This is a genomic window from Rugamonas sp. FW305-51, assembly GCF_058786935.1.
Genome location: NZ_JBYSZG010000017.1, coordinates 58,824 through 71,893 on the forward strand (window position 1 = coordinate 58,824; position 13,070 = coordinate 71,893).

Below are 13,070 nucleotides of genomic sequence, written 5' to 3' on the forward strand. Positions count from 1 at the left end.
ATGACCGACACTGCCCGCCAGGATTTCTACCGGCGCATCGACCTGCACTGCATGACCCCTTTGTGGGAGGTGCTGGGCGCGCTGGTGCCCAGGCAACCCGCATCGCCGCTGCAGGCAGCACTGTGGCGCTACGCCGACGTGCGCCAGCACGTGATGGAAGCGGGCCGCCTGATCACCGCCGCCGAAGCGGAGCGCCGCGTGCTGATCCTGGAAAATCCAGCCTTGCGCGGTAACTCGTCGATCACGCAGTCGCTATACGCCGGCCTGCAGCTGATCATGCCGGGCGAGGTGGCGCCGGCCCACCGCCATAGCCAGTCCGCGCTGCGGCTGGTGCTCGACGGCGAGGGCGCCTACACCGCCGTCGACGGCGAACGCACCACCATGCGGCGCGGCGATTTCATCATCACCCCGTCCTGGACCTGGCACGACCACGGCAACCTGGGCGAGGAACCGGTGGTGTGGCTGGACGGGCTGGACATCCCGACCGTGCGTTTCTTCGACGCCGGCTTTGCCGAGCATGGCGCGCAAGCGGTGCAGCAAGCATCGCGGCCGGAAGGCGATGCGCTAGCCCGCTACGGCAACAACATGCTGCCGGTCGATTTTACGCAGACGGCGGCGCAGCCGACCAAGGTGTTCGTCTATCCGTTCGCGAAAACGCGCGAGTCCCTGCTTGGCATAGCGCGCGGCGCCATCGACGTCCACTTCGGCCACAAGCTGCGCTACGTGAACCCGGCCACCGGCGCCTCGCCGATGCCGACCATCGGCGCCTTCGCCCAGCGCCTGCCGGCCGGCTTCGAAACGCTGCCGTATCGCTGCACCGACAGCACGATCTACGTCTGCCTGGAAGGCGAAGGCAGCGCCGATATCGGCGGCGTGCCGTTCGACTTCGCGCTCAACGACGTCTTCGTGGTGCCGTCCTGGCAAACGCTGCGCCTGCGCGCCGGCGGCAACACCATCCTGTTCAGCTTCTCGGACCGCCCCATCCAGCAAGTGCTGGGCCTGTGGCGCGAAGAAAAGCTGGCGCGCTGATTCCACCTTCCCCACAAAATCTGGAGACCATGATGAAATACGCAGTCCCGCCCGCACCTGTCTACAGCCTGGCCATTTCCGGCAGCGAAGAGCGCTTTCCGGTCAACCGCATCTTCTGCGTTGGCCGCAACTACGCGGCCCATGCGCGCGAAATGGGCCGCGATCCGGATCGCGAAAAGCCGTTCTTCTTCATGAAGCCGGCCAACGCCGCCGTGCCGGCCGGCGCCGCCGAAGTGACGATTCCGTATCCGCCCAAGACCGGCAACTTCCACCACGAGATCGAGCTGGTGGCCGTGATCGGCAAGGGCGGCGCCAACATCGCGCTCGAGCAGGCGCAGGAGCATGTGTATGGCTACGCCGTCGGGCTGGACATGACCCGCCGCGACATCCAGCTCGATGCGCGCGACAAGGGCCGTCCCTGGGAGTTCGGCAAGTCCTTCGCGAGGTCGGCGCCGATCGGCACCATCTCCACGGTGGCGCAGGTGGGCCACCTGGAGCGGGGCCGCATTGCGGTCACCGTCAACGGCCAGCCGCGCCAGGACTCCGACATCTCCATGCTGATCTGGTCGGTGGCCGAATCGATCGCCTACCTGTCCGAGTACGAAGCGCTGGAGCCGGGCGACGTCATCATGACCGGCACTCCGGAAGGCGTGAACAGCGTGGTGGCCGGCGACGTGATGTTCGGCGAAGTGGCGGGCCTGGCGCCCATCACCGTGCGCGTCGAAGGAGCCTGATCATGGCCGCCGTGTTCCCCATCAAACCGGTATGGGACCAGCCGGGATCGAGCCGCATCCCGTTCTGGGCCTACACCGACGAATCGCTCTACAAGCGCGAACTGGAACGCCTGTTCTACCAGGGCCACTGGTGCTACGTCGGCCTGGAGGCCGAGATTCCCAACCCGGGCGATTTCAAGCGCTCGGTGATCGGCGAGCGTTCCGTGATCCTGACGCGCGCCTCCGACGGCAGCGTGAACGTGGTGGAGAACGTGTGCGCCCACCGCGGCATGCAGTTCTGCCGCGAGCGCCACGGCAACAAGAAGGAATTCGTGTGCCCCTACCACCAGTGGAGCTACACCCTCAAGGGCGAGCTGCAGGGCGTGCCGTTCCGGCGCGGCGTCAAGCAGGACGGCAAGGTCAATGGCGGCATGCCGAAGGAGTTCGACACCGCCGAACACGGCCTGACCCGGCTCAAGGTGGCGGTACGCGGCGGCGTGGTGTTCGCCTCGTTCGACCATGAAGTGGAATCGCTGGAGGACTTCCTCGGGCCCGACATGTGCGGTTACTTCGACCGCCTGTTCAACGGTCGCAAGCTGACCATCCTGGGCTACAACCGCCAGCGCATTCCGGGCAACTGGAAACTGATGCAGGAAAACATCAAGGACCCTTACCATCCGGGCCTGCTGCATACCTGGTTCGTCACCTATGGCCTGTGGCGCGCCGATAACAAGTCCGAATTGAAGATGGACGCGCACTACCGCCACGCCGCCATGATCTCGACCCGCAGCCAGCAGGCCGCGACCAGCGAGGTGACGGCCGGCGTCACCAGTTTCAAGGCCGGCATGGAAGTGAACGACAAGCGCCTGCTCGACATCGTGCCGGAGCCGTGGTGGAAGGGGCCGACCGCCGTGATGATGACCGTGTTCCCCAGCGTGATCTTCCAGCAGCAGGTGAACAGTGTCTCGACGCGCCACATCCAGCCCAACGGCAAGGGATCGTTCGATTTCGTCTGGACCCATTTCGGCTTCGAGGACGACACGCCGGAGATGACCCAGCGCCGCCTGATCCAGGCCAACCTGTTCGGCCCCGCCGGCTTCGTGTCGGCCGACGACGGCGAAGTGATCGAGCTGTCGCAGAACGGCTTCGAGCAAAAGCCGAATCACCGCACGGTGGCCGAACTGGGCGGCTACGGCGCCGGGAACACCGACCACATGGTCACCGAGACCCTGATACGCGGCATGTACAACTACTGGCGAAAGGTGATGGAGGTATGAATACGACAGCAAGCGCGATCGACATCGACACCTTCCTGGCGCTGAACCGCCTGTACGCAGAGTACGCGGCGGCGCTCGACAACGGCGAGTGGGACAAGTGGATCGACCTGTTCGTCGACGAGTGCGACTACCGCGTGCAGCCGCGCGAGAACCACGAACGCGGCTTCCCGCTGGCCACGCTGGCGCTGCTGAGCAAGGGCATGCTGCGCGACCGGGCCTACGGCATCAAGGAGACGCTGTTCCACGATCCCTATTACCAGCGCCACGTCACCGGCGCGCCGCTGGTGGAGCAGGTGGCGGACGGCGTGATCGTGGCGCAGGCCAATTACGCCGTGTTCCGCACCAAGCTGTCGCAGGAGAGCACGGTGTTCAATGTGGGCCGCTATCTGGACCGTATCCGCATCACGCCGCAGGGGCTGCGATTCGAGCAGCGCCACTGCATTTACGACACCGAGATGATCGCCAACTCGCTGATCTATCCAATCTGAGGAGAGCACCATGGCAAACAACTGGATCGACGCGGCCGCCGAGGCGGACGTGCCGGAGGACGACGTCACTTCGGTGGCGGCGGGTGGCACCGAGCTGGCCCTGTACAGCGTGAACGGCGAGGTCTATGCCACCGCCAACCTCTGCACCCACGGCAATGCGCGCCTGTGCGACGGCTTCCTTGACGGGCACGAGATCGAATGCCCTCTGCACCAGGGAAAGTTCGATATCCGCAACGGGCGCGCCAGCTGCGAGCCCGCCACCGAGGCGGTGCGCTGCTATCCCGTCAAGATCGAAAACGGCCGGGTCTACGTGGATCTGGGCTGACCAAATAAAAACCAGGAGACAGAAATGAACAACAAATTCATCGCCGCGGGGATCGCCATGTTGCTCGCCGGCGCCGCACAGGCCCAGATCAAGATCGGCTTCTCGGCGCCGTTGTCAGGCCCGGTGGCAGTGGTTGGCCAGGACCAGTACGACGGCTTCATGCTGGCGCTGGAGCAGGGCGGCGGCAAACTTGGCGGCCAGGCCGTCACGGTGCTGAAGGAAGACGATCAGCTCAAGCCGGAAGTGGGCAACCAGATCGTGCGCAAGTTCATCGACAAGGAACACGTCAACGCCATCGTCGGCCTGGGCTTCTCCAACGTCGTGATGGGCAGCCACAAGCTGATTGTCGATGCCGGCACGGTGGCCATCGCCACCAACGCCGGTCCGTCGCCGGTGGCCGGCGCCTCGTGCGCGGCGAACGTGTTTTCCATCGCCTGGCAGAACGACGGCTCGGCCGAAGGCATGGGCAAGTTCATGCAGGAGAAGGGCTACAAGCGGGTCTACCTGATGGCGCCCAACTACCAGGCCGGCAAGGACATGCTGCAGGGCTTCAAGCGCTACTTCAAGGGCGAGATTGTGGACGAGGTCTACACCCAGGTCGGCCAGACCGACTACTCGGCCGAGATCGCGCAGCTGCAGTCAGCCCGGCCGGACGCGGTATTCGCCTTCTACCCGGGCGGCATGGGAGTCAACTACATCCGCCAACTGAGCCAGGCCGGCATGCTGGCCAGGCTGCCCAACTATTCGGTCTTCACGGTGGACGGTACCACCATGCCGGCGTTGCGCGAGGCCGCCGTCGGCACCACGTTCGGCGCCATGTGGGACGCGGCGCTGGACACGACGGAAAACCGCGCCTTCGTCAGCGCCTTCAACGCCAAATACAAGCGCCTGCCGAGCGAATATGCGGCCACGGGTTACGACGCGGCCCGTCTGCTGGACGTGGCGCTGCGCAAAGCCGGCGCCCAGGCCGGCGACAAGCGCGCGCTGGCCGCCGCGGTGAAGGCGGCCGGTGCCGAGTTCAAGTCGGTGCGCGGCCCGTTCCGCTTCAACAAGAACAACATGCCGGTACAGAACTACTACGCCTTCCAGGTCGCCAGCGAAGCAGGCAAACCGACGGTCAAGCTGCTGGGGACGCCGCTGACGGCCCATGCCGACAGCTACCAGTCCAAATGCAGCCTGCCTTGAGGTAGCACGGCATGACTATCCAACTGCTATTGACGCAGCTGCTCAACGGGCTGCAATACGGCGTGCTGCTGTTCCTGCTGGCCGCCGGGCTCACGCTGGTGTTCGGCATTATGAGCTTCGTGAACCTGGCGCACGGCTCGCTGTACATGCTGGGCGCCTATTTCGCGGCCGCCGCCTGGCAGCACACCGGCTCCTTCGGGCTGGCGCTGCTGGCCGCCGTCGCGGGCTGCATGGCGCTGGGCTTCGCGCTGGAACGGGCCGCGATCGCGCGCCTGTACGGACGCGACCACTTGGACCATGTACTGGCCACCTTCGGCCTGGTGCTGTTCTTTAATGAAGCCACGCGCATGATCTGGGGACCGCAGCCGTATTTTCTGCCGCTGCCGGGTTTTTTGGAGAACACCGTCGACCTGCTCGGCATCAGCTACCCAAGCTACCGCTTCGCGATCATCGTGGTCGGGCTGGCGGTGGCGGTCGGCGCCCATCTGCTGATGCACAAGACGCGGCTGGGCATGCTGATCCGCGCCGGCGCGGTCAATCCTGCCATGGTGTCGGCGCTGGGTGTCGACATCAAGCTGCTCAACGCGGTGCTGTTCTCGCTGGGCGCGGCCCTGGCCGGACTGGCCGGCGTGATGGCCGGTCCCATCATGTCGATCCAGGCCGGCATGGGCGAGCCGGTGCTGATCACCGCGCTGGTGGTGATCGTCATCGGCGGCATCGGATCGGTCAGCGGGGCGCTGTATGCGGCGCTGATCGTTGGCATCACCGACACGTTGGGCCGTGCCTTCCTGCCAACGCTGCTGCGCGAGCTGGCCAGCCGCGACGTCGCCAATGCCGCCGGACCGGCATTGGCATCGATGCTGGTGTATCTGTTGATGGCGCTTGTGCTGGCACTGCGCCCGCAAGGCCTGTTTCCCACCGAGAGGACCCGATGAATCCATTTCACTCCATGCGCCAGCCGGCCGCCGTGGTACCCCTGCTGCTGCTGGGCGCCCTGGCATTGGTGCCCTGGGCCGCCGGCGTCGCAGACCAGCCTTTCTACGTGGTCTTCTTTGCCCGTATCCTGATCTACGCGATCGCCGCCTGCGCGCTGAACCTGGCGCTGGGCTTCGGCGGCCTGGTCAGCCTGGGCCATGCGCTGTTCCTCGGTATCGGCGCCTACAGCGTGGCGATCCCCGCCTACCACGGCATCGATAATGGCTGGGTGCATCTGGCACTCTGCGTGGTGTCCTGCGGCCTGGTTGGGCTGCTGACGGGTGCCATCAGCCTGCGCACCACCGGCATCGGCTTCATCATGATCACGCTGGCATTCGCGCAGATGGGGTATTTCGTTTTCGTCAGCCTGAAGCAGTACGGCGGCGACGACGGCACGCCGATCAGCGCCACCAGCCGCTTCTTCGGCCTGGACCTGGGCCAGCCGTTGGTCGCCTACACCGTGGCCTTCGTCCTGCTGTGCCTGGTGATCTGGTGGTCGGCGCGGCTGCGGGTGGCGCCGTTCGGCATGGTGCTGCGCGGGGCACGCCAGAATCCGCGCCGCGTCAACGCGATTGGGCTGCGCGGCAAGCGTTATCAGCTGGCGGCCTACGTGATGTCGGCGGTGCTGTGCGGCGTGGCCGGCATGCTGCTGGCTAACCTGACCGCGTTCGCCTCGCCCGCCACGCTGAGCTGGATGGTTTCCGGTGACCTGATCGTGATGATCGTGCTGGGCGGCCTGGGGACGGTGTTCGGCCCCTTGCTTGGTGCGGTGGTGTTCATGGGGGCCGAGGAGTTGCTGAAGATGGCCACCGAATCCTGGGCCGCGATCTTCGGCCTGGCGATCTTCCTGGTCGCGCTGCTGCGCAGTGCCGGCCTGGTGGGGTTGCTGGAGAGGCTGGCGCGGCGTAAAGCCACGCCGGTTTCCGTGCCGGCGCCGGTGCCCGTCCACGCCGTGGGGGAGCACGCATGAGCATCCTGAGAACCGAATCGCTGGTCAAGCGCTATGGCGGCATCCTGGTCACGGACTCGGTGTCGCTCGACATCCGCTGCGGCGAGCTGCACGCCATCATCGGCCCCAATGGCGCCGGCAAGACCACGCTGATCAACCAGCTGTCCGGCGAACTGGCCTGCAACGAGGGCAAGGTCTGGTACGACGGCGAGGACGTGACCGGCCTGCCGATCCACGCACGGGCGCGGCGCGGGCTGCTGCGCTCCTACCAGATCACCTCCATTTTCGAGGACTTCACGGTGCGCGAAAACGCCGTGCTGGCGGCTGTGGGCGCGCGCGAACACGGTTGGCGCTTCTGGCAGCCGATGATGTCGCGTACCGCCCAGGCGCGGGCGGCCGACGCGGCGCTGCGCGACTGCGGCCTGGCTGCGCTGGCGCAGATGCCGGCCGCCGAGCTGGGATACGGCGAGCGCCGCCAGCTGGAACTGGCGATGGCGCTGGCTGCCCAGCCCAAATTCCTGCTGCTCGACGAGCCCATGGCCGGCATGAGCGTGCAGGAGTCGGCGGCGGTGGTGGCCATGCTGGCCCGCCTCAAGGGGCGCTATTCGATCCTGCTGATCGAACACGACATGGACGCGGTGTTCGCGCTGGCCGACCGCATCACGGTCTTGGTCTACGGCAAGGTGCTGTTCAGCGGCACGCCGGACCAGATCCGCAACCACCCCGAGGTACGGGCCGTATACCTCGGCGAAGAGGAGGGTGAGGTATGACGAAGTTACTGGAAGTGCACGACGTGCACGCATCGTACGGCCACGCGCAGGCGCTGTTCGGCGTGAGCTTCGAGGTGCGCGCCGGCGAAGTAGTTACGCTGCTGGGCCGCAACGGCATGGGGCGTTCCACCACCATCAAATGCCTGTTCGGCATGCTGCCGTTGAAGTCCGGCGCGATCGCATTCGACGGCCAACCGCTGGCCAGCCTGGCGTCGCACCACATCGCGCGGCTGGGACTGGGGCTGGTGCCGGAAGGGCGGCAGGTGTTCGCCAATTTGTCGGTGGAAGAGAACCTGGTGGCCACCGCGCGCGCGCCGCGCCATGGGCGGCGCGGCCTGCAGCCTTGGGACCTGGAGCGGGTCTACCGTTTCTTCCCGCGCCTGGAGGAGCGGCGCGGCAACCACGGCTGGCAGCTGTCGGGCGGCGAGCAGCAGATGCTGGCCATTGGCAGGGCGCTGATGACCAACCCACAGCTGCTGGTGCTGGATGAGGCCACCGAAGGCCTGGCGCCCATCATCCGCGCCGAGATCTGGGCCGCGCTGGCGGCATTGAAGGCGGAGGGGCTGTCGCAGATCGTCATCGACAAGAACGTTGGCGCCCTGCTCAAGTTCGCCGACCGCCATTTCGTGCTGGAGAAAGGCAAGGTGGTCTGGCAGGGCAGTTCCGACGCGCTGCGTACCGAGCCGCACATCGTTCAACAATACATGGGAGTGTCGTGATGCAAAAAAGCGCAACGCAGCTGGTGCTGCACAATTATTTTCGCAGTTCCTCCGCCTATCGCGTGCGCATCGCGCTGGGTTTGAAAGGACTGCCGTACCAGTACCTGTCGGTGCACCTGAACCGCGACGGCGGCGAGCAGTTCCAGCCCGTGTTCAGCGCCCGCAATCCGCAGCAGCTGGTGCCGGTGCTGAGCGACGGTGCGTTGGACATCAGCCAGTCGCTCGCCATCATCGAATATCTGGACGACACCTGTCCGGCGGCGCCGCTGCTGCCGGCCGCGCCGGGCGAGCGCGCCCGCGTGCGCCAACTGTCGTTGTCGATGGCCTGCGACATCCATCCGCTCAACAACCTGCGCGTGCTGAAGTACATCACCGGGACCATGGGCCAGGACGAGGCGGCGAAGAACGCCTGGATCAGCCACTGGCACGGCATCGGCCTGGCCGCGCTGGAGGCGGACCTGGTACGCGACGGGCGGCGAGGCCGCTACTGCGTCGGCGACACGCCAACCATGGCCGACTGCTGCCTGGTGCCGCAATTGTTCGCGGCGCGCCGCTTCGGCATGGACCTGGCGCCGTTCCCGACCTTGCGGGCCATCGACGCGGCGTGCCAGCAGTTGCCGGCGTTCCAGCTGGCGCATCCGGGGCGTCAGCCCGACAGCGAATAAACCGTTTCACCCCGTAGTACCTCACTAAAAAAACCTGGAGACATAGTAATGAAGAAAACAGCACTCGGTGGCGCCATCGCAATGATCGGCTTCCTGGCGGCCCACGGCGCTACGGCGCAGAGCAACGTGACGATCTACGGTATCGTGGACAGCGGCGTGGTCTACACCAACAACACCAATGCGGCCGGCAATTCCGTCGTCAAGGTGCCCAGCCTGACCGGCAGCTTCCCCTCGCGTATTGGCTTCCGTGGCACGGAAGACCTGGGCGATGGCTTGCAGGCGCTGTTTGTGCTGGAAAGCGGCATCGGCATGGACACCGGCACCATGGGGCAGGGCAATCGCCTGTTCGGCCGCCAGGCCAACGTCGGCCTGAAAGGCAGCTACGGCACGCTGACGCTGGGCCGCCAGAACAACATGACCTTCCTGGCCACGCTCAAGTCGGACGTGATGGGACCCAACCTGTTCAGCATCTCCAGCATCGACCCGTACATCCCGAATGCCCGCAGCGACAACGCTCTCGGTTACCTCGGCACGTTCTCGGATTTCACCCTGGGCGCGACCTACAGCTTCGGGCGCGACGCCGCCAGCGCTGGCGGGCCGGCCGCCACCAACTGCGCGGGCGAGGTGGCCGGCAACGCCAAGGCCTGCCGCCAGGTGACGGCCTTGCTGGGGTATGACAACAAGCGCTTTGGCGTCACCGCCAGCTACGACATCATGTACGGCAATACCGGCGCGGCCGCGGGGCTGAGCACCATCGACAGCAATGACCGGCGCACCACGCTGAACGGCTACGCCATGGCCGGCGACGTGCGCATAGGCGCCGGCATCATGGCGCGCAAGAAGGCGGCGGCCACGCAGGCCAATAACCTGGAGTCCAAGCTGATCTACGTGGGCGCCAGTTACCCGTTGCTGCCTTTGATGACGCTGGACGGCCAGGTGGCGCGTCACGACGTCAAGGACAGCGGCAACGACTCCACGCTGGTGGTACTGCGCCTGACGTATTATCTGTCCAAGCGCACGGCGGTCTATAGTTCGATCGGCCACATGAAGAACGCCGGCCAGGCCGCGATTGCGCTCGATGCGGGCGGCACGGTGGGCACGGGCTTGAACCAGTCCGGCGTTTCGGCCGGCATCCGCCACTCGTTCTGATCGGGAGGCCAGATGCGTGCATACACGTATAAATTCATCCTCGCGCTCTTGTTCATGTCCTCCTGCCTGGTCGCGCTTGCGGCCGATCAGCAGGCCGCGTCGAAAGAGGAGGCGGTGGCCATGGTCAAGAAGGCCGTCAGGTACATCAGGCAGAACGGCAAGGACGCGGCGCTGGCCGAATTCAGCCGGCCGCAGGGCCAGTTCGTCGACCGCGAACTGTACATCGCCGCGCTGGACTTGAATGGCGTGATGCTGGCACACGGCGCCAATCCCAAACTGATAGGCAAGATGCTGCTCGACATCAAGGATGTCAACGGCAAAGCCTTCGTGCGCGAGCAGATCGAACTGGCCAGGACCAAGGGCGGCGGCTGGGTCGAATTCGAATGGGTCAATCCGGTCAGCCAGAAGATGGAGCGGCGCTCCACCTATCTGGAACGGGTCGACGACTATTTCGTCCTGAGCGGCGTGTACAGGAAATAGGCTTTGAACCCCGAAAGCTTATCGACGCGTCTATGGAGTACGGATGCAGTCGAATCCGGGCGCCGCCTCGACTATTGGACGGACGCGATCTGTGCCGCCTTCCTGGAAATGCATTGCAGCTCAAGCCAGGCGGCGACATTCGAAGGCCGGCTAACCAGCGTGGCAGTCGATGTCCTGTCGTTCAACCAGGTGGTCGCGTGCACGCAAGACGTGTATCGCACTTCCGCGAATATCGCGCGCGGTAACAAGCAGCCGTTCTATCTGATTGCGCAACGCGACAGCGCATGGCATATCCGCCAGCACGGGCACCGGATATGCATGCGTCCCGGCGACGCCGTGTTGGTCGATTCGGCCCAGCCCTACGAACTGCATTTCCCGGCATCCCTGGAGCTCATCTCCATCGAGCTGCCCAGGCCATGGGTCGGAGGCTGGCTGGCCCAATGGGACAGCGGCGTGCCCAGGGTGGCGACGCGTGACCGCGGTTGGGGACAAGCCTTGTCAGGCTTGTGCCTTCAATTTGCACAAGATCCGGCGCTGGCGGCGAGCTATCCCCCGGCGCTGTTGTCGGACCAGCTCGGCGCTATGCTGGCGGCCGCGCTGGAACCGCAGCCGCGAGGCAGCGATCCGCCCCGTCGCGACCTGGTTGCGCGCGCGCGGCAGGTGCTGCGTGAGCGGCTCGCGCAAACCGGGCTTACCGCCGAGACCGTGGCCCAGGCACTCGGCATCTCGGTACGTACGCTGCATCGTGGTTTTGCCGCGGAACAGGCCAGTTTTGCCGGGACGCTGCGCAGGCTCAGGCTGGAACAGGCGCGGCAAATGCTGGCCCAGCCCCGGCTGGAAAATCTGACGGTCGCCGAAGTGGGGCGGCGCTGTGGCTTTGCGGACGCCTCCCACTTTGGCCGCGAGTTCTATCAGGTCTTCGGCGTAACGCCGGCACGCTGGCGTAAGAGCGCCAATGCCGACTGAAGCCGGGAATGTGCCGTAGCAATGGCGCTTCCAGCCTATGTCACTGGCACGGACAAGCCAGCAGGCCCTTCGTTTCGCCCCTATTCTGGCGATCGAGCCCTGGAGAACCGGGGCCGAATTCCTACGAAGGGGACAGCAATGAAGCGCAGAAATTTTATCAATCAATTGTCGGCCGCCGTGGCCGGCGCCAGTGTGGCGGCATGCGGCGGTAGTCTTGCCGGCGGTACCGGCACCAAGCCGACTTTTGTGTTCGTTCACGGCGCCTGGCATGGCAGCTGGTGCTGGTCCGAGGTGGTCCGGCTCCTGGCCGAGCGGGGCTATCCCGCGATCGTCCTGGATTTGCCCGGGCACGGCATCACGGCACAGTTTCCGGCATCGTATCTCGCACAGCCGCAAGATCGTGTGGCCTTGTCCACCGAGGCCTCGCCACTGGCCGCGCTCACGCTCAACGATTATCGCGACCATACGTTGAAGGTGATCCGCGGCTTGATGAATGACGGGAGCGGCCCGGTGATCCTGGTTGGGCACAGCTTGGGGGGCGCCACCCTCAGCGCGGTGGCCGAGGCGGCGCCGGCGGTGGTCCGCCGCCTCGTCTATTTGACGGCGTTCGTGCCGGTCGCATTTCAAACGGTGCTGGAGTATTTGCAGCAGCCTGACTTCGCCACTTCCGAGGTTCCTCCCCTGTTTGTGGCCGATCCCGGCGTCGTTGGCGCTGCGCGCATCAACCATAATTCGGCCGATGGCGCTTATGCCGCTAAATTGAAAAGCGCGTTTTACGGCGACGTGAGCAGCGCGGTCTTTCCCGCCGTCGCGAACCTGCTCACGCCCGATGAACCGATCCAGGCATTTACCACCAAGGTCGGCGCGACGGTGTCGAACTGGGGGAGTGTTCCGCGTTCCTTCATCCGCTGTGCCGACGACCACGCGATTCCCATTGCTGTCCAGGACAAGATGATCGCCGACGCCGACGCTTTCACTCCGAGTAATAAATTCGTGCAGAAGACCTTGAGTACGAGCCATTCGGCGTTTATCTCGAATCCCGCGGCAGTGGTGGAGACGCTCATTTCCATGCTCTGATCGGGTGCGCGATGGCCCATGCCGGCCAGGGCGGCAGCCCGTACGACATGGCGGCCACCTGGACGGCCGATCGCATACGCGCCTTCGCGACCGGTTGACGGCTTCCATCACGGGCGGCAGCGCCGGTGTGCAACTGGTGGGGGTGAGCAGCGCCGCCTGATGCTGCGCACTGGTTGAAACTGCAACTTTCCGGGCCGGGCCGGCGCGCGCCAGCGACGCCGCGCCCGGCCCGTCCGCCTGGCCGGCCCCCATTGTGGGCTTGCCACAAAAATATGCGCATTCCGTACCGTGTAGCGGTTGACG

General features: G+C 65.5%; 15 protein-coding genes. All 15 read left to right on the forward strand.

The window, feature by feature from the left end; genetic code table 11:
• The 15 genes from gtdA (at position 1) to AC3WOS_RS13925 (ending at position 12,767) form a co-directional block, all read left to right on the forward strand.
• Positions 1-1,029 carry a gentisate 1,2-dioxygenase gene (gene gtdA, locus AC3WOS_RS13855; RefSeq protein WP_492716581.1) on the forward strand — a complete coding sequence of 343 codons (1,029 nt, stop codon included), beginning with the start codon at positions 1-3 and terminating at the stop codon, positions 1,027-1,029.
• Positions 1,030-1,061: 32 nt separating this feature from the next.
• Positions 1,062-1,763, forward strand: coding sequence for a fumarylacetoacetate hydrolase family protein (locus AC3WOS_RS13860; RefSeq protein WP_492716582.1), 702 nt, complete (start codon positions 1,062-1,064; stop codon positions 1,761-1,763).
• A 2-nt stretch (positions 1,764-1,765) separates the two neighbouring features.
• A complete protein-coding gene (locus tag AC3WOS_RS13865; protein ID WP_492716583.1) occupies positions 1,766-3,019 on the forward strand; it encodes an aromatic ring-hydroxylating dioxygenase subunit alpha in 1,254 nt (417 codons plus the stop codon).
• Positions 3,016-3,507, forward strand: a complete 492-nt coding sequence (locus AC3WOS_RS13870; protein ID WP_492716585.1) for an aromatic-ring-hydroxylating dioxygenase subunit beta — start codon at positions 3,016-3,018, stop codon at positions 3,505-3,507. Before AC3WOS_RS13865 ends, AC3WOS_RS13870 begins: the two co-directional genes overlap by 4 nt.
• Before the next feature lie 10 nt (positions 3,508-3,517).
• Positions 3,518-3,832 (forward strand): non-heme iron oxygenase ferredoxin subunit, encoded by a 315-nt coding sequence (locus AC3WOS_RS13875; RefSeq protein WP_492716586.1) that lies wholly within the window; start codon positions 3,518-3,520, stop codon positions 3,830-3,832.
• A 24-nt stretch (positions 3,833-3,856) separates the two neighbouring features.
• Entirely contained in the window at positions 3,857-5,017 is a 1,161-nt protein-coding gene (locus AC3WOS_RS13880; RefSeq protein WP_492716587.1) for an ABC transporter substrate-binding protein, read from the forward strand.
• An 11-nt stretch (positions 5,018-5,028) separates the two neighbouring features.
• Complete coding sequence (locus tag AC3WOS_RS13885) at positions 5,029-5,952, forward strand: branched-chain amino acid ABC transporter permease (RefSeq protein ID WP_492716588.1); 924 nt, start codon at positions 5,029-5,031, stop codon at positions 5,950-5,952.
• Positions 5,949-6,962, forward strand: a complete 1,014-nt coding sequence (locus tag AC3WOS_RS13890; RefSeq protein ID WP_492716589.1) for a branched-chain amino acid ABC transporter permease — start codon at positions 5,949-5,951, stop codon at positions 6,960-6,962. The genes AC3WOS_RS13885 and AC3WOS_RS13890 overlap by 4 nt, the downstream gene beginning before the upstream one ends.
• Complete coding sequence (locus AC3WOS_RS13895) at positions 6,959-7,711, forward strand: ABC transporter ATP-binding protein (RefSeq protein WP_492716590.1); 753 nt, start codon at positions 6,959-6,961, stop codon at positions 7,709-7,711. Before AC3WOS_RS13890 ends, AC3WOS_RS13895 begins: the two co-directional genes overlap by 4 nt.
• Positions 7,708-8,430 (forward strand): ABC transporter ATP-binding protein, encoded by a 723-nt coding sequence (locus tag AC3WOS_RS13900; protein WP_492716591.1) that lies wholly within the window; start codon positions 7,708-7,710, stop codon positions 8,428-8,430. The genes AC3WOS_RS13895 and AC3WOS_RS13900 overlap by 4 nt, the downstream gene beginning before the upstream one ends.
• Complete coding sequence (gene maiA / locus AC3WOS_RS13905; RefSeq protein WP_492716592.1) at positions 8,430-9,095, forward strand: maleylacetoacetate isomerase; 666 nt, start codon at positions 8,430-8,432, stop codon at positions 9,093-9,095. Before AC3WOS_RS13900 ends, maiA begins: the two co-directional genes overlap by 1 nt.
• A gap of 48 nt (positions 9,096-9,143) precedes the next feature.
• Entirely contained in the window at positions 9,144-10,244 is a 1,101-nt protein-coding gene (locus tag AC3WOS_RS13910) for a porin (RefSeq protein ID WP_492716594.1), read from the forward strand.
• A 12-nt stretch (positions 10,245-10,256) separates the two neighbouring features.
• Positions 10,257-10,724 (forward strand): cache domain-containing protein, encoded by a 468-nt coding sequence (locus tag AC3WOS_RS13915; protein WP_492716596.1) that lies wholly within the window; start codon positions 10,257-10,259, stop codon positions 10,722-10,724.
• A 3-nt stretch (positions 10,725-10,727) separates the two neighbouring features.
• Complete coding sequence (locus AC3WOS_RS13920; RefSeq protein ID WP_492716597.1) at positions 10,728-11,690, forward strand: helix-turn-helix domain-containing protein; 963 nt, start codon at positions 10,728-10,730, stop codon at positions 11,688-11,690.
• A gap of 138 nt (positions 11,691-11,828) precedes the next feature.
• Positions 11,829-12,767: an alpha/beta fold hydrolase gene (locus AC3WOS_RS13925; RefSeq protein ID WP_492716598.1), complete on the forward strand. Its 939-nt coding sequence runs from the start codon at positions 11,829-11,831 to the stop codon at positions 12,765-12,767.
• Positions 12,768-13,070 lie beyond the last annotated feature (303 nt).